The sequence below is a fragment of the Pseudarthrobacter sp. PH31-O2 genome, from assembly GCF_030063265.1.
In the GTDB taxonomy this organism is placed as follows: Bacteria; Actinomycetota; Actinomycetes; order Actinomycetales; family Micrococcaceae; genus Arthrobacter.
In genome coordinates this window covers 181,946-205,003 of record NZ_JASIST010000005.1, presented here as the reverse complement: position 1 = coordinate 205,003, position 23,058 = coordinate 181,946, and the positions used below count along the sequence as shown (strand labels likewise).

The window sequence follows — 23,058 nt, the reverse complement described above, 5'->3', positions numbered from 1 at the left end:
GGAAAACTGGCCTTGCAATCCAGAGCCAGTTTGAAATAGTGGCTCTATGTCCGGTTCGCTGAATTCAAGCTCCCTGACCCGTTTGCTGGGCGACTGGAACCTTGGTGCCGCCCCCGCCTACCGGGAACTCGCCGACGTCGTCCGCCTTCTGGTCCTTGACGGCCGGGTGCCGCTCGAAATAGCCCTCCCCAGCGAACGGGCGCTGGCCTCGACACTCGGGATCAGCCGGACCACCGTGACCGCCGCCTACTCGGTGTTGCGCGAACAGGGCTTCCTCAGCAGCGGGCAGGGCAGCCGCGGCCGGACGTGCATCCCGCGGGCCAGCCAGGTTGGCGGCGGCGGGACGATTCTCAGCGGCGCACCGGGCCTGGCCGTCCCGGACGGGATTCTCGACCTTGCCTACGCCTCGCTGCCGGCCAGCGGCGAGGTCGTCCACCGGGCCTTCGCCTCGGCCCTGACCGAGCTTCCGGCGCTGCTGCCGGGCTTCGGGTACGACGCCCTCGGTGTCAGGCCACTGCGGGAAGCTATCGCCGGGCATTACGCTGCGGCCGGTGTGCCCACCACTGCAGCGCAGATTCTCGTGACATCCGGGGCACAGCACGCCCTGAACGTGGTGCTGAGTACCCTGGCCGGCCGGTCTGACAAAGTCCTCGTGGAGCATCCGAGCTACCCCAACGCGATCGACGCCATCCGGGCCGCGGGTTGCCGGCTGGTACCGGTGGCCATGCCCGCCGTCGAGCCGGGAAGGGACTCCGCGCCGTTTTCCGCTGGACGGCCCGGGTGGGACCTGGCGGCGATCGAGTCCGCGCTGAGGCAGCAGCGGCCCGCGATGGCCTATGTGGTCCCGGACTTCCACAACCCCACCGGGCGGCTGATGTCGGATTCCCAGCGCCGCAGGCTGGTCCACGCCGCTGCCGCCGCCGGCACCGTTCTTGTGGTCGATGAAACGCTTCGGGCGCTGAACCTGGACGGAATCGAGACTGCCCCGGTGGCGGCTTTCAGCCCCGCCGTCGTCTCCATCGGTTCCCTCAGCAAGTCGCACTGGGCCGGTTTGCGGACCGGCTGGATTCGCGCTGACGAGTCCCTGATCCAGCGCTTCGCCGCCGCGCGTACCACCATGGATCTGGGCGGGCCGGTTGTGGAACAGCTCGCGGCGGCCCACTTGGTCAACGCGCTCTCCGAGCCGCTCCCGGCACGGCTGGCCTCACTGCGCGGCAACCGGGACACGCTGCTGGACCTCATCGCAGGACGCCTGCCGGGCTGGCAGAGCGAACGGCCCGACGGCGGGCTGTCCGTGTGGTGCCGCCTCCCGGCCCCGATCAGCACCGCCCTTGCCGTGGTGGCCCCCGACTTCGGCATCCGGCTCGCGGCCGGCCCGCGTTTTGGTACGGGTGGGGCGTTCGAGAGCTTTCTTCGGGTGCCGTTCACCCTGCCCCCGGAACAGCTCGAAACCGCTGTGGCGGCGCTGCGTGCAGCCCAGGACCGGCTGGAGGCCTCCCCACAGTTGCGGCGCAGCCCTGGCGCCGTGCCCGCCGCCGCCCTCGCCTGATCCGACCCCGGTGAGGTCAAACGATGGCGCGCTGCAGGCCAGCCCCGCGTCGCGGATCCGCTAGGGGCAGACCTTCTCGAGGAAGCCGCCCCAGGCCCTTGCCGCAGCCGCGGAGTCCTTGCCGGCGCTGAAGTCGTGGACAGTCATCCCGGCACGATGATTTCGAAGTTCCGCTTGTCGTTCATTGTCCTGCTCATTAGCTGAGGAGGTTTTGGGTGATGCCGTCGGTGGTGTCCTGAGCGACGGGTGAAGTGCGACGACGAGGCGGTGCCTGCGCCCGCCGCCCGCAGTGGCGCCGGGCCTCGGTCCGCCGTCGTGGTATTTGCCCACGAGCTGGGTCACGGTGACGCCGAGTTCCTCGGCGAAGTTGCCGCGGCGGCCGGGTCTTCGATCATCGGCTGCGGGCCGGTGTGCCGAGTTCGCCGGAAGCTCCCGGGGTCGCCGGAAGCTTACGGCGACCCCGGGCGCTTCCGGCGACCTCGTGCCCGGCCCGAACCCCGGCAAAGTAGAATGGACCGGTGATGCAATCCCCCCTGCCCGTGCGCGACGGCGTCAATGCCACCCGCCTCCGCCTCCCGGACGAGGGGCCGTGGGACACCGCGATGGACTACATGATGCACCGCTGGGGCCACATCGATCCACAGGGCATTGAAGACCGTTTCGACGCCGGCGAGATCGTGGGTGCGGAGGGCGTCCCCCTGGACCGGGCCACCCCGCTGCGGAACCACACGTTCATCTGGTACTACCGCACCCTGCCGCCCGAAGTCCGGATCCCGGTGGAACTAAGCATCCTGCATCAGGACGAGCATCTTTTGGTGGTGGACAAACCGCATTTCCTGCCCACCACCCCCGGCGGGACCTACATTCAGGAGTCCGCGCTGGTCCGGCTCCGGAACCAGCTGAACCTCCCGGATCTTATTCCCATGCACCGGCTGGACCGCATGACTGCCGGCATCCTTCTGCTCTCCACGAACCCGCAGACCCGGGGAAAGTACCAGGTGCTCTTCGAGAAACGCCAGGTCCAGAAGGAATACGAGTGTGTGTCTGCGGCCGAGCCTGCACCCGGGTACCCCGCCGTCGAATTCCCCGTGGTGGTCCGGAACCGGATGACCAAGTCCCGCAGCTACCTGCTCGCCGAAGTAGTCGACGGCGAACCCAACGCCGAGACCAGGATTGAGCGGCTGCGGACCTTCGACGGCCCCGCCCCGAAAGCGCCCGACGCCGGCACTCCTCCCAACTCCGCCCTGCGCCGTGCGCTGTACCGGCTGGAGCCGCACTCGGGAAAAACGCACCAGCTCCGGGTGCACATGGCCTCGCTGGGCCTCGGAATAGTCAACGACGCCTTCTACCCGGATTTGCTGGCAAAAGCCCCGGACGACTACTCGAAGCCGCTCCAGCTCCTCGCCCGCGGAATCCGGTTCGTGGACCCAATCACCGGGGAGCCGGTGGAGTACCGCAGCGGACTGGAGCTCAGCGAGGACACCTAGCCGGCTCGGGGCGCCGGTAAGGCAGAGTGATCCATATGGACCAAAAATCTGACTTGCACGGATACCTTCGAATTCGACGCACGGACCTTCTCGCCAAACTCGACGGCCTGGGCGACTACGACGTCCGCCGTCCGCTGACTCCAACCGGCACAAACCTGCTTGGACTCATCAAGCATGTCGGCAGCGTGCAGTTGGGGTACTTCGGGGAGGTGTTCGGCAGACCCAGCAATCGAGTTGTGCCGTGGCTCGGCGCCGATGCGCCTGCGGACGCCGACATGTGGGCCGCCGACGGCGAGACCCGGGCCGAGATCATTGAGTTCTTTGAGTTCTCGGGCCGCCACAGCGACGCCACGATCGAGACACTCGCTCTCGATGCGCACGGAGACGTGCCGTGGTGGACTCCGGAGCGCCGCCGGGTAACCCTGCATCAGATCCTGGTTCACATATGTGTTGAGACCGCCCGCCATGCCGGTCACGCCGACATCCTCCGCGAACTAATCGACGGCACCGCAGGGAACGGCCCGCAGGACCCGAACGTGCCGTCCCGCACAGCGGAGCAATGGGCGGCATACCGGTCAGAACTTGAGGCTGTGGCACGCCGGGCCGGCGCCCATTGACCCGCCTGGTAAACGGGCGTCCGGGCCGAAGTGCGATACCTTGTGCGCATGGACTTCGGCAACGCTGACAACTGGGGGGACGCGATCTATTTCTGGATCATCCCCCTGGTTATGGGCGATGCGATTTTCCCCCCGGTCCCCTCCGAAATGCTGCTCATCACCGGCGGCGCGCTCTCCGCAGTCGGCCGCGCCAACGCCGTCGTGCTGATCCTCCTGGCGGCGGCGGCGTCCTGGCTCGGCGACATCCTGGTATTCCAGCTCTTCAAGCGGCGCCTGAGCCACGTCCTGGACCGCTGGCAGTGGGGCCGCAGCTTTCACCGGGCCGTGCACAGAGCGACAGGCAAAGCCGGCCGGTCCACGACCTACGGCGCGATTATCGGAATCCGGTTCATTCCCGGCGGACGGCTCGCGACGACGGCCGCAGCCGGCATCGCCAACGTCTCCACCCGCGGGTTCAGCCTCTGCGCAGCTTTGGGCGGCATCCTCTCGGCCGTCTGGTCCGTCGGTCTCGGCTATGCCACCGGCGCGGCCACCGGACTGCCGTTCTGGGCGAGTTCGCTCATCGGCGTCGCCCTCGGGATCCTGATCGGCGCCGTCGTCGGCGTTATTGTCACGCTCCGGCGCGGCAACAACTCCCCTGTGGTGGACAGCCCCGGGGAGGAACTGGACTTCTGAGCGGCCGCCCGGGGCCTAGACGGGCGCCCAGCGGCCGCGGTTGCGGCGAAGGACCAACAGGTTGCCGGTCACCGCAACGCGCTCGACGGCGTCGCGCATCATCGCGGCCGACTCCAGCGCCTGGCTGTTCTCGCCGCCGTAGGAAGTGGGCTCAACGAGGAAACGCAGATTCAACTGCGGGACCCCTCCGGCCAGGTCCAGCTCGTTCGCTTCGACGTGGTGCCGGCTCTGCAGTGCCTCCACGGCCGCAGCCATCACGGCCTCCGGTGGTTTGCCCGGTTTGAGTCCGGTGATCTTCAATCTGGTCTGGAACGACGGCATACCACCACCCTATCGGGACGCGCTGCCGGCTCCGCCGGGCCTAGCCGGTGTTGCGCAGGCCGGCCGCCACGCCGTTGACCGTGATGAGCATGGCTCGCTGGAGCCGCTCGTCGATCTCGCCGTTGGGCATGCCCTCCCCTGCCGCTTCGGAACGCACCCTGCGCAGCAGTTCCACCTGCAGATAACTGATCGGGTCGAGGTACTGGTCGCGGATCTCCAGCGAGCGCTTTAGGGTGGGCTGCGCGTCGAGCAGCAGGTCCTCGCCGGTCAGGTTCTGGATCTCGGTGACAGTCAGTTCATATTCGGCCAGGATGGCACGGAAGAGGTGGTGCAGTTCCGCAGGCACCAGGGTGGAGACGTAGTAGCCGGCAATGTCCATGTCCGTTTTGGCCAGCGTCATCTCGACGTTGGAGAGGACCGAGCGGAAGAAGTGCCAGCCGTCAATCATCTCCACCAGCTGGTCCGAGTGGCCGGCCTCCCGTGCTGCCTTGAGCCCGGAGCCGACCCCAAACCAGCCCGGAACGATCTGCCGCGACTGCGTCCAGCCGAACACCCAGGGGATGGCCCGCAGGCCTTCCAGTCCCGAACCGGAATCAGGTCGTTTGGACGGCCGCGAGCCGATGTTCAGCGAACCGAGCTGCTCCACCGGGGTCGACGCCATAAAGTACGCCGGCAGATCCGGATCATCGATTAGGGTCCGGTACCGGGCGAACGCGGCGTCCGAAATCGTCTCCATAACGTGCCCGTAGCGTTCCCGCTGGTCCTCCGAGGTACGCGGCGTGCGGTGCAGCGCTGAACCCTGCATCACTGCAGCGAGCGAGAGCTCCAGGTTCTCGCGGGCGAGTTCGGGCAGCGAGTACTTGTCCGAAATGACCTCGCCCTGCTCGGTGAACTTGATTTCACCTTCGAGCACCCCGTTGGGCTGGGCCATGATGGCATCGTAGGTTGGCCCGCCGCCGCGGCCCACAGAGCCGCCGCGGCCATGGAACAAGCGCACCCGCACACCATGCTTAGCGGCGACATCGCGCAGTTTGCGCTGGGTCTTGTGGATTTCCCACTGGCTGGTCATCACGCCGGATTCCTTGTTGGAGTCCGAATAGCCGAGCATAATTTCCTGCACGTCACCGCGCAGGCGGACCAGCTCGCGGTAGGAGGAGTCGGAGAGCAACCGGTCCACGATTTCAGCCGAGGAGCGCAGTTCCTCCACTGTTTCGAGCAGCGGCGCAAAGCCGATCCTGGCATAGGGGGCCGCGCCGAAGAGGTTGACCAGGCCGGCTTCGCGGGCCAGCACGGCCGCGGCCAGGACATCGTCAGCGCCTCGGGTCATGGAAATGATGTAGGTCTCGATCACGTCGGGGCCGTAGGTGCGCAAGGCCCGCCGGATCTCACGGAAGACGTCGTACGTTCCATCCGCAACGCCGTCGAGCTTGATCGGGTGGCCGGAAAGCGGGCGGCGGGAGGCAAGCTCGGACCCCAGCACCTCGAAGCGCTCGGCCCGGCTGAGTTCCGCATACCGGATGCCGGGGCCGCCGAGCCGGTCCATCAGCTGGCCGACGGCGTCGTGGTGGTGGTCTGCGTGTTCCCGGATGTCCAAGGTAGCCAGGTGCAGCCCAAAAGAGGCAATGGCCCGGCGCACCCTGGCCAGGGAGCCGTCCGCTGCCAGCGCCGCGTGATGGTTCCGCAGGGATCGCTCCAGCAGGGCCAGCTCGGCGAGCAGCTCCGCGGTGGCGGTGTAGTCGCGGCCGGGCTCATGCACTGCCCCGGCCGCCACACGCCGGGCGGTGTTGAGCAGTTTGGCTTTGATGCAGGTGAGTTTTAACCGGTACGGCTCCTGGGCATTAAGTTCCAGGACCCGGCGGTCCAGTCCCGGCAGCTTCTTCAGGTCCGCATCGATCGAGTCCAGCAACTCCTGGTCCGCACCCGCGAGGGCCGTTGAGTTGGAAAGGATCGAAATCAAGCCGTCTATAAGGCCGATGCTGATCCGGACGGCATGCTGGTTCTGGATCTGCAGGATTTCGCGGGTGACTGCTGCTGTCACATTGGGGTTGCCGTCCCGGTCGCCGCCGATCCAGGAGCCGAAGCGGATGGGGGCCGTCTCCGCGGGCAGGGTGACACCGTGCTCGCCGAGCAGTTCCGAGAGGTCCGAGAGCATCTCGGGCAGGGCGTCCCCCAGGATGCCGGTGAGGTAGTAGATCGCGTTCCGGGCCTCGTCCACCGGGGTCGGCCGGACCTGGCGCAGTTCGTCCGTTTGCCACATCTGGTCAATCACTTCGGCGAGCTGACGGTCCTGGCGGCGGCGCCCGGACGTACCTTCCGTGGTGCTCTCGGCCAGAATGTCGGAGAGCCTGCGAACCTTGTCCAGCACGGACCGGCGGGACGCCTCTGTGGGGTGGGCCGTGAAGATGGGCCGCACATCGAGTTCGTTCACGACGTCCTGCAGGACCGCCGGCCCGGCCTGGCTGGCGATGTCGCTGACGGCCTTGGCCAGCCAGCCGTCCTTTTCCTTCCGGGTGCGCAGCCCGCGGACCCGGTGGACCTGTTCGGCGGCGTTGGCGAGGTGGAAGTAGAACGCGAACGCCCGCACCAGGTCGGTTGCCTGCTCCAGCGGCAGGGAGCCCAGCAGTTCGCGTACCTGCGCGACGACGTCGTAGGAGCTCCACGGTCCGGTGGCATCCGCGCCGCCGCGGGCGGCTTCCTTGGACTCCTTGGTCAGCAGGCGGACCTGTTCCACGAGCACCAGGAGCTCAGGGCCGTGCTGGCGGACCAGGGATTCGCCGAGGAGGGTGGAAACCCGGCGGACATCCGCGCGCAGTTCGGACGCGAGATCGGTGCCGGAATTAGTTGCAGTGTCAGCCATGGATACAGTCTTTCGAGAGGACGTGGCTCGTACACTGCGCTGGATACTGTGAGCCCGGTTACTTTCTTCCTACTGGATGCTACCCGGAGCCGCGACCGGCGGGGAATCCGTCTCGGATAGTGTCCGGGGCTCAACCCAGCCACCCTTCCCAACTGGCTCGCAGCTGGGTCGTTTTGGGCGCTCAAAACGACCCCAGCTGCGAGCCAGTTGGGTGGCGGGTTCTAGCGTGCGATCTTGAAGTTGAAGTCCGCATTGCCGAAGGCCCCCCAGAGCCGCAGCCAGATCGGCAGGATCATTTCGGCGCCGCGGGCGGTGGTGATGTCGCCCAGGTCGATGATGTCCCGGTGGCCGAATCCCCTGAGCAGCACTGCCACGGTCTCCTTGGCCGCCGCGTCGTTTCCGGAAACGAAGACCGTGTGGTCGCCGCCGGCCACACTCGCCGGGTCCACCATTACACTCGCGGTCATCGTGTTCAGTGTCTTGACCACCCGGGCGTCCGGGAAGGAACGCTGGATCTGCTCGCCGAGGCTGTCGGTGTTGACCGGGTTCAGCGACGGCGGCATGCCCTGCGAGAAATCCAGGGGGTTGGCGATGTCCATGATGACCTTGCCGTCGAGGTTCCGGGCGCCCGCTGCCGTCAGGGCCGCCAGCGAGCCTGCGCCGTTCGTGGCATTGACGACCACCTCGGCTTCGGCCGCGGCGACGGCGAACGCGGCGACGCCGATTCCGGAGTTCGCGGCATGCCACTGGGCGAACGGTGCATTGCCCATGGCGTCCGGCTGCGTCCGGGCCAGCGTTTCCTCCCTGTCGCGGGTTCCGACGACGACGTGGTGCCCGTGGCTGGCGAGCGCCGCGGCGATCGTCCGTCCGACCGTTCCGGTTCCCAGTACCGCAATTTTCATGGCATCCTCATTCTGAAGCGGTGAAGTAGACAGATCTGTCTACCGACGGGAAGGACGCTACCAGACAGACCTGTCTACGGCAAGGCGGCGCGTTGACTGATAAATAACCTCCGCGTAGCCGCATACGTTGACTCAGGAGAAAAGCTCCGGGAAGGTTGGCCGGCGGAGATCCTTGAGGGATGGGATTGACGATGGGTGGGCGCACTGCTGTCACGAATCACCTGGCCGCGTCCTACCGGGCGGGTGACCGTACGAGGAAGGGCCGGATCCTCGATGAGCTGGGGTCGAGCTGGTCGAGCTGGTCGAGCCGACGGGCTGGCCCCGGGATCACGCTTGGGCGGTGCCGCGAGGGCCGGCGGGCAAACTGCTGGCGCCGATGCTGCCGGACCTCGCTCCGATACTGCGGGCCGAGAAGGCCCTGGATATCACCGACGGGCAGGCGGCGTTGCTTGCCGGCATGAACTCGGCGACTATCGACCGGCGGCTGGCGGGCCAGCGGGCGAGGCTCCCGCCGCGTGGCCGGCCCCATACCAAGCCCGGATCGCTGCTGAAGTCCCAGATCCCGGTCCGGACCTGGGCCCCGCCGCACTCTCCCGGCAAATCCTGGCCATTTCGGGACGGCTGGAAACCCTTGCTACCGCCAAACAACCGGCGCCGATCAAACCCGCCGTGAACGAACGATGGAACCGCCTCGACAGCCGAAGGTTTTCATCTAAGGCAACGACTGCACCTTCCCGGAGGTATTGACGTGCGGCAACAGGGGCGGGCCGCCTTTCGCAAGTAACGGAACGACGGTACGATCCGGAATCCAGCAATCACCCGTAGACAGACTTGTCTGTGTAGCATAGAAGCCATGATTCCGACCGGCACCAGGACACCACAGGCCCTCCGGGCGCCCGCCGGCCAGGCGCGGGAAAGGATCCTTGCCACGGCCTTCCGGCTCTTCTACGCCCACGGGCTCCGCGCCGCCGGCATCGACACGATCATCGCCGAATCCGGCGTCGCCAAGGCCACGTTCTACAAGTACTTTCCGGCCAAGGACGACCTGATCCTGGCGTACCTGGAGAAGGTGGACGGGGTCTGGGCCGGGCAGCTGAAGGCCGCGGCGGAAGCCGCCGGGCCGGACCCCGCGGGCCAGCTCGTGGGGTTGTTCGACGCCCTGGCCAGCGCCTGCCGCCGCGACGGCTACCGTGGCTGCGCCTTTATCAACGCCGCGGCCGAGTCCGCCACCGGAACCAGGGTCCACGAACGGACAGTGGCCCACAAGGAGCACATCAGGGCCTGGATCCGTGACCTCGCCGTCCAGGCCGGCGCCCCGGATCCGAACCAGCTCGCCCGCAGCCTGACCCTGGTGCTCGACGGCGGCCTCGCCAGCGGCGTGCTCGACGCTGATCCGGCGGCGGCCACCGCCGCCCGCGACACCGCATCCCAACTTGTCGCCGCCAGCCTGGGCCACACCGCCGTAACCGCCGCCGGCTGACGTCCCGCCGGACGCCAGCCGGACAACAGCGGTGAACAGCCGTCGAACTCTAATCAAATCCTGCCGGTCACGAGCCGGAATCCCTGCCCGCCCGGCGAACAATGACGTATCTTGATATTGCCTTGACAAAACCTGTCAACTCTCTGTGCGCGACTGTTCCGGCGATCGCCCCGCTTCGAGGAGCACTTCATGACCCCAGTCCCCGTCCCGGCCACCCAGACGGGTGCGATCACGGGCCCGAAAGCCGCCGGGCCCGCGCGCAGCCCGCTGCTCGCCGTCGCCCTTGTCCTCAGCCTGCTCTTCGCCGGACTGGTGGGGCAGTCCGCGGCTGCACCCGGCTCGCAGGCGGCCGCGCCGCTCACGGTGGCCCAGGCCATCGCAACCCAGGACGGCTCGGCCGCGGCGGTGACCGGTTACATCGTGGGCCAGCCGACGTCGGCAACCACAGTGCTCCGCACCGGCTTCACTTCGGACACGGCCCTGGCGATCGCCGACTCGGCGGCCGAGACGAGCACGGCGAAGATGCTCTACGTCCAGGTCACCACGCAGTACCGCACCGCGTTCGGGCTGCAGAGCACCCCGTCCCTGCTGGGCAAAAAGGTCAACGTCACCGGACTGCTGACGGCCTACTTCTCGCACGCCGGGATCAAGAGCCCCACCAGCATGGCGCTGTCGGCAACCCCAACCCCAACCCCCACGCCAACCCCAACCCCCGGTGACTATTACGCCCCGGCCGCCGGAAAGACCGGACCGGCGCTGGAAAGCAGCCTGCACCAGATCATCTCCGTGCAGCAGAAGCTCAGCTATGACCAGGTCTGGGATGCGCTGAAGGACACGGACCAGGATCCGTCCAACAGCAACAACGTCATCCTGCTGTACACCGGACGCTCACAGTCCAAGGCCACCAACGGCGGGGGCGTGAATGACTGGAACCGGGAACACGTCTGGGCCAAGTCGCACGGGGACTTCGGCACGGCCACCGGCCCGGGGACCGATGTGCACCACCTGCGGCCCACCGACGTCACTGTCAACTCCGCCCGCGGAAACAAGGACTTCGACCTGGGCGGCACACAGTCCGCCGAGGCCCCGGGCAACTACACCGATGCCGATTCCTGGGAGCCCCGCAACGCGGTCAAAGGGGATGTGGCACGAATGGTCATGTACATGGCGGTCCGGTACGAGGGCGGTGACGGCTTCGCCGACCTGGAGATGAACAACTCCGTCAACAACGGCACGGCACCTTATATGGGCAAGATGAGCGTGCTGCTGGAGTGGAACCGGATCGATCCGCCGGATGCCTTCGAACAACGCCGCAACCAGCGGATCTTCGAGCAGTGGCAGGGCAACCGGAACCCGTTTGTGGACCACCCGGAGTACGCCGAGGCGATCTGGAACTGACAGTATTTCGCGCCCCACCCGGCTAGCGGCCGGGTGGGGCGCGGCTTAGGGTGGTAGCCAAGGCAGCCGTTCACCGCTTGGAAGGATACCGTGAGCACCACCCACCGCGACCTCGACGCCCAGCTCGCCCGCTGGCAGCGTTTCCGCAACAGCCGCAACACGGCCCTCGCGGGCGATTACGGCTGGCTGACGCTCACGTCCTTCCAATGGCTGGAGGACCGGCCGGCCGCGCTCGACCTCGCCCCCGGGCTGTGGTCCACGGACGGTACGACGGCGTCCCTCACCGCCACCGCCGCCGAGGGGCTGACGCTGGTGGACACCGGCGAACCCGTTGCTGGCACCATCAAGGCCTCGCTGCTCAATGAGGCATCGCTGCTCTGGGTCCGGTACGGCGGAGCTGACGGCCGGCAGGTGGTGGTTGAGCTGGCCATGCGCGCCGATAAGTACGCCGTCCGCACCCGGGATTCGACGTCGCCGGTGTTCACCGGGTTCGACGGCGTACCCACCTTCGACTACCGCCCCGAGCTGGTGGTTGAAGCCAGCTTCCACCCCTATCCGGCACCCGTGGACGTCCCGATCGGCACCGCCAACCCGTTGGTCGACGGGGTCCACCGCTCGGTTGGCGAACTGGTGTTCCGGCTCCCCGGCACGGACCACGAGTTCCATCTGCAGGCCGAAGAGGAAAAGCTCGGCGCCCTGACGGTCACGTTCCACGACGAGACGAACGGTGAGAGCACTGACGAGTGGCGGAAGGTCTCCACGGCCCGGCCGCGCGTCGACGCCCTGGGGAACCGCACCGTCAGCCTGGATTTCAACCGGGCCATCAACTACCCCAGCGCCTTCACCCCCTACGGCACCTGCCCCATGCCGGTGAGGAACAACAGCCTGGACTACCGGATCGAGGCCGGGGAAAAGGAGCCCGCGTTGTTCTAGGCACCCGCCCTAGACGATCGCGGAAACCCCGGTCACGGCCCGCCCGACGATCAGGGTGTTGATCTCGTACGAGCCCTCATAGGTGTAAATCGCCTCGGCGTCGGCGAAGATCTTGGCCATCCGGTAGTCGGTGACAATGCCGTTGCCGCCCAGCAGGGACCGGCCCATCCCCACGGTTTCCCGCATCCGGGCGCTCACATAGGACTTCGCAAGCGCCACCTGCGGCATGTCCGCGGCTCCCGCATCCTGCAGCTGTGCGATCCGGACCATCATGCCCATGCTCGCCACTGCATTGCCGAGCATCGTCACCAGCTGCTGCTGGACCAGCTGGAATTTCGCCAGCGGGCGGCCGAACTGCCGGCGTTCGACGGCGTACTGCCGGGCGACGTCGAACGCGGCCAATTGCTGGCCAACACCCTGCCAGGCGACCATGATCCGCGACCCGCGCAGCAGTTCATTGGTGTCCTCGAAGCTGTTGATCCCTGCGAAACGGTCCGACTCTGCCACCTGGACGTCGGTGAAGACGATGTCCGCGTTCTGCACCGTGCGCAGCGCGATCTTGTTCTCGATCCTGCTCCGGCTCACGCCCGGCAGGGTCGCGTCCACAATAAAGCCGCGGATGCCGCCGCCGTCCTCGTCGCGGGCCCAGACCAGCATGTAGTCGCAGAACGTCCCGTTGCCGATCCATCGCTTGGCGCCGTTGAGCACCCAGGTGTCGCCGCCGCCGGGCGCCCCGCCGCGGACCCGCCGGGCAACGGATTCCATGCCACCGGCCACATCGGAGCCGTGTTCAGGCTCGGTCAGGGCGAACGCCCCGGTGGTCCGGAGGTTCGCGGCGTCATCGAGCAGCCGCGCCTTCTGCTCCGCGGAGCCGAAGCCGTAAAGGGCTTCGACAAAAAGATCGTGATGGACCAGGAAAAACGTCGCCAGCGAGGTATCCACCCGGGTCATCTCGGCGATCACCAGCCCGGCAAACAGGTTGCTGTAGCCGCGCTGGGCCGGTGCGCTGAGCTCCAGGGCCGCCAGCTTGGGCAGGATGTGGGCGGGGAACTCGGCCCTATTCCACCAGTCGGCCGCGTAGGGTGCCACTTCCCGGGCCAGGAAGTCCCGCAGTTCGGCGAGCTTAGCCTGTTCCGCGGCGTTGAGCATCGCCTCGAAGCCGAAGAAGTCCGCGGTTGGAAGGCCCTCGGTTGACGCAGCGGACGCCGGCGACTCCGCCAACCCGGCCGGCCTCATTTCGGCCCCATCCGGATGGCGCCGTCAAGCCGGATGGTCTCGCCGTTGAGCATGGCGTTCTCCACGATGTGTGCGGCGAGGTTCGCGTACTCTGCGGGCCGGCCCAGCCGGGATGGATGCGGTACCTGGGCCCCGAGGGAGTCCTGGGCTTCCTGCGGCAGTCCGGCCATCATGGGTGTCTCGAAAATGCCTGGCGCAATTGTCATCACACGGATCAGGGACCGGGCAAGTTCCCGGGCGATCGGCAATGTCATCGCGTGCACGGCCCCCTTGGAGGCGGCGTAGGCAGGCTGGCCGATCTGGCCATCAAACGCGGCGACGGACGCGGTGTTGATGATCACCCCGCGCTCGGGCCCGCCCAGTCCGGTCACGGCCGGCTCGGTGGCAGCCATCGCGGCCGCCGCGAGGCGGATCACGTTGAAGGTGCCCACGAGGTTGATCTGGATGACACGGCTGAACGTCTCCAGTGCCAGCACGCCCGTCCGGCCCAGGACCTTTCCCGGGGTGGCGATTCCGGCACAGTTGACCACAATCCGGAGCGGCCCCAGCTCCACGGCAGCGTCAACGGCGCCCTGTACTTGCTCTTCGCTGGTGACGTCGGCTGGCACAAAAACCGCCCGGTTGCCCTGCCGCGTCGGGCTGCCGGCCTCGGCGGTGTTCGCCTGGACGTTGTCCGCCGCGTTCAGTTCATCGGCGAAGGCGCTGCCGGCGGAGCCGGGCAGGTCCACCAGGACGACCGAGGCTCCGGCGTCGAACAAACGCCGTGCCGTGGCAGCCCCGAGCCCGGAGGCCCCGCCGGTAATCAGCGCGACTGTACCTTTGATGTCCATGCATCCTCCTTGATGTGGAACCGGAACCTGCCACGACACTGTGGGCAGCGTCACGAACCGACAGAGAACAATAGTTAATGAATGTTAACTGGAATGCCGGCAGAAAGCACCTTCGCCCCGCAATGGCGCAACGGTCCCGCGCCGGACGCGGGGCCGCCACTACGCTGAAGCCATGACGCCCGCAGACATGCCCCCGGCCCACAACTGGTCTTTCCGGGCCGACGAAGCAGCCCGGTCGGTAACCAGAATGTTCGGGCAGCGGCTCTTTTTCCTGCCGGGAACCCATCTCGCCGCGATTGTGCGACCCTCCGGCAGGCTCGGAAACCTTGCCCGGCCCTGGCACTACTGGTGGCAGGCGCACTATGTGGACTGCCTCGTGGACGCCGGGCGCCGGGAACTGGGCCGTGAACACCGTCCCGGAAAACCGTTCGACGGCAGCACCCTGCCCAGCGCCGGCCGCCTCGCATCCTGGCTGGTCACCGGAATCCGGCTCCGAAACTTCCTCACCGTGGTCAACAACTATTACGACGACATGGCGTGGCTGGCCCTGTCCACGTTGCGGCTGGAGCAGCTCGCCGAGGACAGCCGCCACGATGCCGGCCGCCGCCGTAACGCCAAGGTCCTGAAGAGCCTCACCCTGCAGTTCGACTCGGCATCCACCGATGACCTCGGCGGCGGCACGTTCTGGAGCACAAAACGGGATTTCAAGAACACCCCGGCCACCGCGCCGGTGGCGCTCCACTACGCCCGGACCGGCCAGCCGGCCAAGGCGCAGGCCCTGCTGGACTGGCTGAACGCACGCCTTTTCGACGCCGAACAGGGCCTGTACCGCGACGGGCTCCGGATCACGCCGGCCGGCGGCGTGGTGCTGGAGGGCGCCATCTACAGCTACAACCAGGGCCCGGTGCTGGGCGCCCTGCTGGAGCTGGGCGGCGAGGCCAACCTGGCACGCGCCGCCGAGCTGGTGGCGTCGGTGGCACGCGGACTCACCGTCCCGGCAGCCCTGGCGGGGCGTACTGCCGACGTCCTGCGCTGCGAGGGCACCGGCGACGGCGGCCTGTTCACCGGCATCCTGGCGCGCTACCTGGCCCTAGCCGCCGCCGACCAGCGGCTTCCGGCCCAGGCCCGGGCGACGGCCACAACGCTCGTGAACAACACTGCCGAGGCGTTCTGGGAAGGCCGCCGCCCGTTGTCCGCGGCGGAGCCACTGGCCGGCAAGGGCAGCCGCGTCCTGTTCTCCGACCGCCCCGAGCGGCCGGCGCTGCGCAGCTACCCGCCGGGCGCCGCCGTCGAACTTTCCACCCAGCTGCAGGCGTGGATGGTGCTGGAAGCCGCGGCGGCAATCGCCGCTCGGTCCGGGCACCCGGCAGGGAACGAGTCAGCCACCCCCACGGAACCGGCCGCCGACAATTAAGTCATGCAATAGTTTCGTAATTCACGTGATCCTCGTCACTTAAGGCGTTCTCGGCTTGGTTGCTTAGGGTTGGCTAACCTACAGTTTTTCCTAGTGAGCATGCCCTAACTTCCCCCGCTCACGGGGGCTAGGGCTCCAGAGACCTTCCCTCCAGAAAGCAGCCCCATGAAGATCCGCAACAACGCGCTGGCAGGTATCGCACTTGCCGCCACCGCAGCGCTCGGCCTGGCCGCCTGTGGCTCCGGCACCTCCACGCCCTCCGGCAGCGACGCCGCTGACGGCAAGATTTCCGGTGCGATCACGGTGTACAACGCCCAGCACGAGTCCCTTTCCCAGGAATGGGTGGACGCCTTCACCGCCGAGACCGGCGTTAAGGTCACCGTCCGCCAGGGTTCGGATACCGAAATGTCCAACCAGATCATCCAGGAGGGCCAGGCCTCCCCCGCCGACGTGTTCCTCACCGAAAACTCCCCGGCCATGGCCCAGGTGGAAAACGCCGGCCTGTTCGCCGACATCGACAATGCCACCGTCGCCCAGGTTCCCGCCGAATACCGGCCCTCCACAAACAAGTGGACGGGCATCGCAGCCCGTTCCACTGTCCTGGTCTACGACAAGTCCAAGCTGAGCGAAGACCAGCTGCCCAAGTCGATGCTGGACCTGGCCAAGCCGGAGTGGAAGGGCAAATGGGCGGCGTCGCCCTCCGGCGCCGACTTCCAGGCGATTGTCTCGGCCCTGCTCGAACTCAAGGGCGAAGCGGCCACCGAGGAATGGCTCAAAGGCATGAAGGAGAACTCCAAGGCCTACAAGGGCAACAGCACGGCCATGAAGGCGGTCAATGCCGGCGAAGTGGATGCCGCCCTGATCTACCACTACTACTACTACGGCGACCAGGCCAAGACCGGCGAGAACTCCAAGAACGTCACGCCGTACTACTTCAAGAACCAGGACCCGGGCGCCTTTGTCTCCGTCTCCGGCGGCGGCGTCCTGCAGTCCTCAAAGAACGCCGCGGCGGCCCAGGCCTTCGTCAAGTTCATCACCGGCAAGAAGGGCCAGGAAATCCTGCAAAAGGGCACCTCCTTCGAATACGCCATCGCCTCCGCCACCCCGGCCAACGAGAAACTCGTCCCGCTGCCGGAGCTGCAGGCACCCACGGTGGATCCCGCCAAGCTCAACTCCGCCAAGGTCAGCGAGCTGATGACCAAGGCAGGGCTGCTCTAACTTCGTGGCAACCAAGCTGGCGGCGCCCGAAACATCCGGGAGCACACCGACGGCGGGCCGGGGCAAACGCCCCCGCCCGCCTTTCGGCGTTTCTGTTATTGCGGTCCTGGCCGTCCTGATTGCCCTGTTCGCGCTGATTCCGCTGGGCTACGTCATTGTTATGACGGTGGCCACCGGCTGGGACACAGCCGTGGAGCTGATCTTCCGGGCACGCGTCGGTACGCTGCTGCTCAACACCGTGCTCCTGATGCTGATCACCGTGCCGCTGTGCCTCATCCTCGGCGTGGGCGGAGCCTGGCTGGTGGAACGCACGCACCTTAAGGGCCACAGATGGTGGGCCGTGCTGCTCGCTGCCCCGCTGGCCATCCCGGCGTTTGTCAACAGCTATGCCTGGGTCTCCGCGGTGCCGTCGCTTGAGGGTCTGTGGTCCGGCGTGCTGATCGCGACCCTGTCGTATTTTCCGCTCGTTTACATTCCGGCCGCCGCGACCCTCAGCCGGCTGGACCCTGCCATCGAACAATCGGCCGCGTCCCTGGGCCTGGGCGCCTGGCGGGCCTTCTTCCGTGTGGTCCTGCCGCAGCTGCGCATCGCGATGACCGGGGGCGCGCTTCTGGTATCCCTGCACCTGCTGGCCGAATACGGGGCGTTCGCGATGATCCGTTTCGACACCTTCACCACAGCGATCATGGTGCAGTACCAGTCGACCTTCAACGGCACCGCAGGGAACATGCTGGCCAGCGTCCTGGTGTTCCTGTGCCTGATCCTGCTGCTGGTTGAAGTGCGCAGCCGAGGCAGTGCCCGGTACGCCAGGATCGGTTCCGGGGCCCAGGCGCGCGCCCTGCGGCTTCCGCTGCGTGCTTACCAGCTGCCCGCCCAGCTGTTCCTGGCCGCGCTCACCGCCCTGGCCTTCGGACTTCCGCTGACGTTCGTGCTGCGCTGGATCGTCGCCGGCGGGCCGGGCATCTGGGCCGCAGACGAATTCCTTCCGGCCCTGCTGCTGACCCTGATGTACGGTCTCGCCGGCGCCCTGGCCACCACCGTTGTCGCGTTCCCGATGGCCTACCTGGCAGTGCGACACCCCGGCTGGTTCAGCAAGGCCCTGGAGCTGTCCAACTACATCACCAGTTCCATGCCCGGGATCGTGGTGGGCCTGGCCTTCGTGACCGTCAGCATCAAGGCTGCGCCCAGCCTCTACCAAACCTCAACGCTGCTGATCGCGGCCTACGTGTTGTTGTTCCTGCCGCGCTCCCTGGTAAACATCCGTTCCGGCCTGGCGCAGGCGCCCAAGGAACTCGACGAGGCCGCCCAGGCGCTCGGCAAACCGCCGTTGCTGGCGTTCCTGCGCGTGACACTCCGGCTCACGGCCCCGGCCGCCGCCGGTGGCGCCGCGCTGGTGTTCCTGGCAATCGTCAATGAACTGACGGCGACGCTGCTGCTCTCCCCCAACGGCACCCGGACCCTGGCAACGGAGTTCTGGAGCAAGAGCAGCGAAATCGACTACGCCGGGGCGGCGCCATACGCGTTGCTGATGATTCTTTTGTCCGCGCCGATGACCTACCTCCTCTTCCAGCAGTCCAAGAAAGCAGCGGGACAGTGACCCAGTACAGCCCTTCCCGGCTCCCGGCACCGCGGATCGCCGCGTCCGTGGCCACCAGCACCAACAACCACCTGCAGATCGACGCCGTCACAAAGGATTTCGGGACCCAGGCGGTCCTCAAGGGCGTCAACCTCTCGGTGGCCAGGGGCGGCACAACGGCGATCGTGGGCCCGTCCGGTTCCGGCAAGACCACGCTGCTGCGGCTGATTGCCGGTTTTGAACACCCGGACACCGGCAGCATTTCACTCAACGGCACCAAGGTGGCCGGCGGCGGCGTCTGGGTCCCGGCACATAAGCGCCACGTCGGCTACGTGGCGCAGGACGGAGCCCTGTTCCCGCACCTGAGCGTCGGGCAGAACATCTCCTTCGGCCTCGATACCACCAAACTTCCCGGCGGCCGCCGGGCACTGAAGGACCGGGTGGCCGAACTCCTGGAGATGGTCTCGCTGGACCCGGCCATGGCCAAACGGCGCCCGCACCAGCTCTCCGGCGGCCAGCAGCAGCGTGTGGCCCTGGCCCGTGCGCTCGCCCGCGAACCGGAACTGATGCTCCTGGACGAGCCGTTCTCGGCCCTGGACGCAGGGCTGCGGGTAGCCACCCGCAGGGCGGTGGGCAAAGTACTCCAGGACGCCGGGGTCACCACCATCCTGGTCACCCACGACCAGGGCGAGGCACTTTCCTTTGCGGACCAGGTGGCGGTGATGCGCGGCGGACGGCTGGCACAGATCGGCAACCCGTTTATCGTTTATACCCGCCCCGCGGACCGGGCCACCGCCGAGTTCCTGGGCGACGCCGTGATCCTCGATGCCTGGATGGAAGGCTCCCTCGCCACCTGCTCACTGGGCGGCATCCCGGTCCGCCGGCCCCCGGCCCAGGGCCGGGTCCAGCTGATGCTGCGCCCTGAGCAGATCCGGATCGCCGAAGACGGCCCCATCCGCGGTGTTGTGGTGGACACCGATTACTTCGGGCCGGAAACCACTGTCCGGCTTAAGCTCGCCGCCCCTCCCGTCCTCAGTGAAGGGGCCATCGCAGACCACCGCTACCCCGGCGGCGGCGAGATCATCACCATCCGGCACTGGAACGCCTCCATCGCCCGGCCGGGCACCGAGCTGTGTCTGCGCGTTGTGGGCGAAGCCGTGGCTTTCCCGATGGAGGACCTGCCGCAGGCATAGCCGTCGGGGATCCAGGCATAGGGTGGGCGCATGACAGTTCAGCCAGCACTCCACCGCCAGCACTGCTCCGTTGCCGCCCCCACCCAGTTGTGGCTCGATGCCGAGGGCCGGCTCTCGGGCCGCGGCGGTGGCGCGGAAGCTTCCGGCGCCGCGGGCGAGGGCTGGTTTACCGGCCTGCTGCACGGCGACACGCGGATGCTGTGCCGTGCGGAGGTGCGTGTGAACGGCCTTGAGCCGGAGCCCGCCACGATCGAGGCGGCGGCCGGCGGTGTGCTGCGGGTGCGTGGGCTGGTCCGCGGCATCCCGGGGTCCTCCGAGGACCCCGCCGTGGAGCTTCTGCAGACCTGGACGGTGACGCCCGGCGCCGTCCGGCATTCCCTCCGTCTGGCCACCTCCCTCGAGTCGCTTGACGTGGAGATCGAAATCCAGCTCGCCGCGGACTTCACCGACATGGCCGCCATCCGCCTGAGCCGCTTCAGGGAGCCCTCCGGCCCGTTCTCCGCTGATGACTCCACGCTGCGCTGGCGCGACGGCGGGCGGACCCTGACCGTCGCCGCCCCCGGCAGCGTCGCCGCGGGCGAACGGCTCATCTGGCGCGGCACTGCCGGCCGGGGATCGCCGTTCGAGGTGGAGTGGCAGGCCATGCTGGCTGACAGCGAAGACACCGTGGTGGCGGCCAGGACGCCCGCCCCGCACCGGGTACGCGCCGAACCGGCCGGCGCCCTCGGCAAGCTGCTGGACAACGCCATCGATGAACTCGCCGGGCTCCGCCTGGCCACCCGCAAGTTGCCCGACGCACCGTTCGCCGCCGCCGGGGCACCCTGGTATTTCACCTTGTTCGGACGCGACTCGCTGTGGGCCGCGCGGCTGCTTCTGCCGCTGGACGCCGGACTCGCCGCCGGAACGCTGCGCACACTGGCCGCGTTCCAAGGCACCAGGCACGATCCGGCCGCCGCGGAGGAGCCCGGCAAAATCCTGCACGAGCTCCGGTCCAAGGAATTGCTGCTGGAGAGCCAGGGCCTCCGCCTGCCCCCGGTGTACTACGGCACTGTGGACGCCACCCCGCTCTGGCTGTGCCTGTTGGCCGAACTTGGCCGGGCCGGGCTGGATGACGCCGCCGTCCGCTCGCTCCTGCCCAACGCGGCCCGCGCAGTGCAATGGCTACTGGCAGCCGGCGGTGCGCCCGGAAGCGTCAACAGCGGGTTCCTGAGCTATCAGGACGAGACCGGCCACGGTCTCAGCAACCAGGGCTGGAAGGACTCGGCGGACGCCTTGCAGTTCCGCGACGGCCGCCTGGCCGAGGGCCCGATCGCGCTCTCCGAGGTGCAGGGCTACGCCTATCAAGCCGCGGTGGACACCGCCGCCCTCTTCGACGCCTATGGCGAACCCGGCGGCCAGGAGCTGCGGGACTTCGCCAAAGCCCTGCAACAGAACTTCCGCGCGCGCTTCTGGGTCCAGGACGACAGCGGGACCTTCCCCGCCATGGCCCTCGACGGGAACGGTGATCCGCTGGATGTCCCGGGCTCCAATATGGGGCATCTGCTCGGCACCGGGATCCTGGACGCCTCCGAAGCCAAGCTCGTGGCCGACCGGCTGCTGAGTCCGGAGTTGTTCTCCGGCTTCGGCGTGCACACGATTTCGCGGCGCGCGGCCGGCTTCTGGCCGTTCAGCTACCACTGCGGTTCGGTCTGGAGCCACGACACCGCGATCGCGGTCCGGGGACTGCTCGCCGAGGGAATGCCCGCCGAGGCCAGGATCCTCGCCGAAGGCCTGCTGGCCGCGTCCGGCTCCTTCGGTGACCGGCTGCCGGAACTGTTCGCCGGTATCACTGCCGACGAGGCCGGCCAAGCGGTGCCCTATCCGGCGTCGTGCCACCCGCAGGCCTGGTCCTCGGCCGCTGCAGTTGTGGTCGCGCAGGCCATGGGCGTGCACTTCTAGGACGTTCCGCCCGTCCCGGACGGCGCTGCGGGTGTCCCGGGGAGCGCCCGCCGGGCCTCACGGAGTCCGTCCACCAGGATCACGACCCCGACGACGGCGACAGCCAGGCCCAGGGATGCGATGACATCGGTCAGCCAGTGGTAGCCCAGGTAGATCCGGCTGAATGCCACCACCAGGGTGCCGGCGGCCGCGGCGGCAAAGCCGAGCACCGCCGTCGACGTCTTCCGGCTGCGGGACGCCAGCAGGTAGGCCAGCACCAGGAAAAAGACGCCCGCACCCAAGGTATGGCCAGAGGGGAAGGAAAACGCGTCGTCCGGTCCCAGCAGGAAGTCGCCGGCCGGCGGCCGGGCCCGGTTGACCTGGTGCTTGATGAATGTCGACAGCCCGAATGTCGCTGCCATGGCACCGATCAGCAGGGCCGGACGCCAGAGTTCGCGTTTCCGCACATACCACGCCACCGCCAGGACCACGCCGATCACAGTCATCCACAGCGGCGACGTCACTGTGGTCACGGCCGCCAGCGCGGAAGTAGCGAGGGAAGTACGCGACGCCACCAGGCCGTCATGGACGGTCCCGTCCAGGGCCGCGGGCCCCCCGTTCGCCCGGACCGCCGCCAGCGTCAGCCAAAATATGGTTTCTCCGGCCACCAACAAGGCTGCCGCGCCAAAAAACACCGCGCGCTGGGATCGCACCAGCCGCACATCAGGGGTGCGCGGTTCGCGCTGGGCAACGGGCATTGGGCTATTGTTCCAGTCGAAGCTCCCGGCAGGCCGGATGCCCGCTGGGAAATCCCTAGGGGACAGCTGGCCGTTTGGTCTGCGGATACGGGGTTTCATGCCGGGCGAGCATTTCGACGAAAGCCGCGATCTTACGCTCCCGGGTGGCTGCCTGCTTGACCGCGTTGGTCCGGTAGATCAGGGCGTACCTGTTCACGGAGGTCAGGACGTCGAACATTGCCTGTGCCCGCGGCTCGGCGGCAATGGCTGCGGCAAGGTCCGGGGGCACTTGCGCCGAAGCCGCCCCGTCGTAGGCAGCCTCCCAGCGTCCGTCAGCCTTGGCGCTTTCGACGGCGGCACGCCCGGCAGGAGCCATCCTGCCCGCCGCTTCAAGGCGGCCGATCCGCTCCACGTTCCGGGCCGACCACACACTTCTCGGCCGCCGGCGGGTCATCCGCTGAAAGGAACTCTCTCCGTCGCGGCGCCGGGCCTGTCCGTCAATCCAGCCGAAACAGAGGGCTTCCTGCAGTGCGGCCTCATAGTCGAGTTCCGTAACCGTCCCGCCTTTTTTATGCAGCACCAGCCACACGCCGGGGCTTCCCGCGTGGTGTTCCTCCAGCCAGGCGCGCCACTGGGCAGCATCCCGGACCAGCAGTTCCTCAAGTTCAGCAACCATGGCACCATTGTGCCCCGCGACTCTGACAACAGGGGTTGCTTT

The 23,058-nt window shown here is 67.7% G+C and carries 20 protein-coding genes; 12 read left to right on the top strand and 8 right to left on the bottom strand.

Annotation, left to right across the window (positions count from 1 at the left end; translation table 11 throughout):
* Positions 1-46 precede the first annotated feature (46 nt).
* Positions 47-1,549: a MocR-like transcription factor YczR gene (yczR, locus tag QMG72_RS10095; RefSeq protein WP_283480391.1), complete on the top strand. Its 1,503-nt coding sequence runs from the start codon at positions 47-49 to the stop codon at positions 1,547-1,549.
* 60 nt (positions 1,550-1,609) lie between these two features.
* Here the strand turns inward: yczR and QMG72_RS10090 are convergent, their stop codons facing one another.
* Positions 1,610-1,891 carry a hypothetical protein gene (locus tag QMG72_RS10090; protein ID WP_226774502.1) on the bottom strand — a complete coding sequence of 94 codons (282 nt, stop codon included), beginning with the start codon at positions 1,889-1,891 and terminating at the stop codon, positions 1,610-1,612.
* A gap of 179 nt (positions 1,892-2,070) precedes the next feature.
* On the opposite strand from QMG72_RS10090, the gene QMG72_RS10085 reads away from it, so the two are divergent.
* The 3 genes from QMG72_RS10085 to QMG72_RS10075 are packed head-to-tail and all read left to right on the top strand — an operon-like array spanning position 2,071 to position 4,328.
* Entirely contained in the window at positions 2,071-3,036 is a 966-nt protein-coding gene (locus QMG72_RS10085) for an RluA family pseudouridine synthase (RefSeq protein ID WP_283480458.1), read from the top strand.
* 35 nt (positions 3,037-3,071) lie between these two features.
* Positions 3,072-3,653: a DinB family protein gene (locus QMG72_RS10080; RefSeq protein WP_226774501.1), complete on the top strand. Its 582-nt coding sequence runs from the start codon at positions 3,072-3,074 to the stop codon at positions 3,651-3,653.
* Positions 3,654-3,701: 48 nt separating this feature from the next.
* Positions 3,702-4,328, top strand: coding sequence for a DedA family protein (locus QMG72_RS10075; protein ID WP_226774500.1), 627 nt, complete (start codon positions 3,702-3,704; stop codon positions 4,326-4,328).
* Between the two features lie 15 nt (positions 4,329-4,343).
* Here QMG72_RS10075 and QMG72_RS10070 read toward each other — a convergent pair whose 3' ends face one another.
* The 3 genes from QMG72_RS10070 to QMG72_RS10060 form a co-directional block, all read right to left on the bottom strand.
* Complete coding sequence (locus QMG72_RS10070) at positions 4,344-4,649, bottom strand: hypothetical protein (protein WP_226774499.1); 306 nt, start codon at positions 4,647-4,649, stop codon at positions 4,344-4,346.
* Between the two features lie 40 nt (positions 4,650-4,689).
* Positions 4,690-7,506, bottom strand: a complete 2,817-nt coding sequence (ppc, locus tag QMG72_RS10065; protein ID WP_283480390.1) for a phosphoenolpyruvate carboxylase — start codon at positions 7,504-7,506, stop codon at positions 4,690-4,692.
* A 221-nt stretch (positions 7,507-7,727) separates the two neighbouring features.
* Positions 7,728-8,408, bottom strand: coding sequence for an NADPH-dependent F420 reductase (locus QMG72_RS10060; protein WP_226774497.1), 681 nt, complete (start codon positions 8,406-8,408; stop codon positions 7,728-7,730).
* An 853-nt stretch (positions 8,409-9,261) separates the two neighbouring features.
* Between QMG72_RS10060 and QMG72_RS10055 the strand changes: the two genes are divergently transcribed.
* The 3 genes from QMG72_RS10055 (at position 9,262) to QMG72_RS10045 (ending at position 12,219) form a co-directional block, all read left to right on the top strand.
* Complete coding sequence (locus QMG72_RS10055) at positions 9,262-9,888, top strand: TetR/AcrR family transcriptional regulator (protein WP_226774496.1); 627 nt, start codon at positions 9,262-9,264, stop codon at positions 9,886-9,888.
* A 189-nt stretch (positions 9,889-10,077) separates the two neighbouring features.
* The gene (locus QMG72_RS10050) at positions 10,078-11,286 is read left to right on the top strand and encodes an endonuclease (RefSeq protein ID WP_282468073.1); all 1,209 of its coding nucleotides are present in this window, start codon (positions 10,078-10,080) and stop codon (positions 11,284-11,286) included.
* 90 nt (positions 11,287-11,376) lie between these two features.
* On the top strand, positions 11,377-12,219 hold the full coding sequence (locus QMG72_RS10045; RefSeq protein WP_226773213.1) for a DUF1684 domain-containing protein: 843 nt from the start codon (positions 11,377-11,379) through the stop codon (positions 12,217-12,219).
* A 9-nt stretch (positions 12,220-12,228) separates the two neighbouring features.
* On the opposite strand, the gene QMG72_RS10040 is transcribed toward QMG72_RS10045, so the two are convergent.
* A complete protein-coding gene (locus tag QMG72_RS10040; RefSeq protein WP_226773212.1) occupies positions 12,229-13,455 on the bottom strand; it encodes an acyl-CoA dehydrogenase family protein in 1,227 nt (408 codons plus the stop codon).
* Positions 13,452-14,285, bottom strand: a complete 834-nt coding sequence (locus QMG72_RS10035) for an SDR family NAD(P)-dependent oxidoreductase (protein WP_226773211.1) — start codon at positions 14,283-14,285, stop codon at positions 13,452-13,454. Before QMG72_RS10035 ends, QMG72_RS10040 begins: the two co-directional genes overlap by 4 nt.
* Before the next feature lie 172 nt (positions 14,286-14,457).
* Here QMG72_RS10035 and QMG72_RS10030 point away from each other — a divergent pair, with 172 nt between their 5' ends.
* From QMG72_RS10030 to QMG72_RS10010, 5 genes are all read left to right on the top strand, one after another.
* Positions 14,458-15,699, top strand: a complete 1,242-nt coding sequence (locus QMG72_RS10030) for a glycoside hydrolase family 76 protein (RefSeq protein WP_283480389.1) — start codon at positions 14,458-14,460, stop codon at positions 15,697-15,699.
* A gap of 165 nt (positions 15,700-15,864) precedes the next feature.
* Positions 15,865-16,917 (top strand): iron ABC transporter substrate-binding protein, encoded by a 1,053-nt coding sequence (locus QMG72_RS10025; RefSeq protein WP_283480388.1) that lies wholly within the window; start codon positions 15,865-15,867, stop codon positions 16,915-16,917.
* Between the two features lie 4 nt (positions 16,918-16,921).
* On the top strand, positions 16,922-18,514 hold the full coding sequence (locus QMG72_RS10020; protein WP_283480387.1) for an ABC transporter permease: 1,593 nt from the start codon (positions 16,922-16,924) through the stop codon (positions 18,512-18,514).
* On the top strand, positions 18,511-19,686 hold the full coding sequence (locus QMG72_RS10015) for an ABC transporter ATP-binding protein (protein ID WP_283480386.1): 1,176 nt from the start codon (positions 18,511-18,513) through the stop codon (positions 19,684-19,686). Before QMG72_RS10020 ends, QMG72_RS10015 begins: the two co-directional genes overlap by 4 nt.
* Positions 19,687-19,716: 30 nt before the next feature.
* Complete coding sequence (locus QMG72_RS10010) at positions 19,717-21,624, top strand: glycogen debranching N-terminal domain-containing protein (protein WP_283480385.1); 1,908 nt, start codon at positions 19,717-19,719, stop codon at positions 21,622-21,624.
* On the opposite strand, the gene QMG72_RS10005 is transcribed toward QMG72_RS10010, so the two are convergent.
* Positions 21,621-22,361 (bottom strand): phosphatase PAP2 family protein, encoded by a 741-nt coding sequence (locus tag QMG72_RS10005; protein WP_283480384.1) that lies wholly within the window; start codon positions 22,359-22,361, stop codon positions 21,621-21,623. The two genes, QMG72_RS10010 and QMG72_RS10005, sit on opposite strands and share 4 nt — an antisense overlap.
* 55 nt (positions 22,362-22,416) lie before the next feature.
* Complete coding sequence (locus tag QMG72_RS10000) at positions 22,417-23,016, bottom strand: YdeI/OmpD-associated family protein (RefSeq protein WP_226773204.1); 600 nt, start codon at positions 23,014-23,016, stop codon at positions 22,417-22,419.
* Between the last annotated feature and the right edge of the window lie 42 nt (positions 23,017-23,058).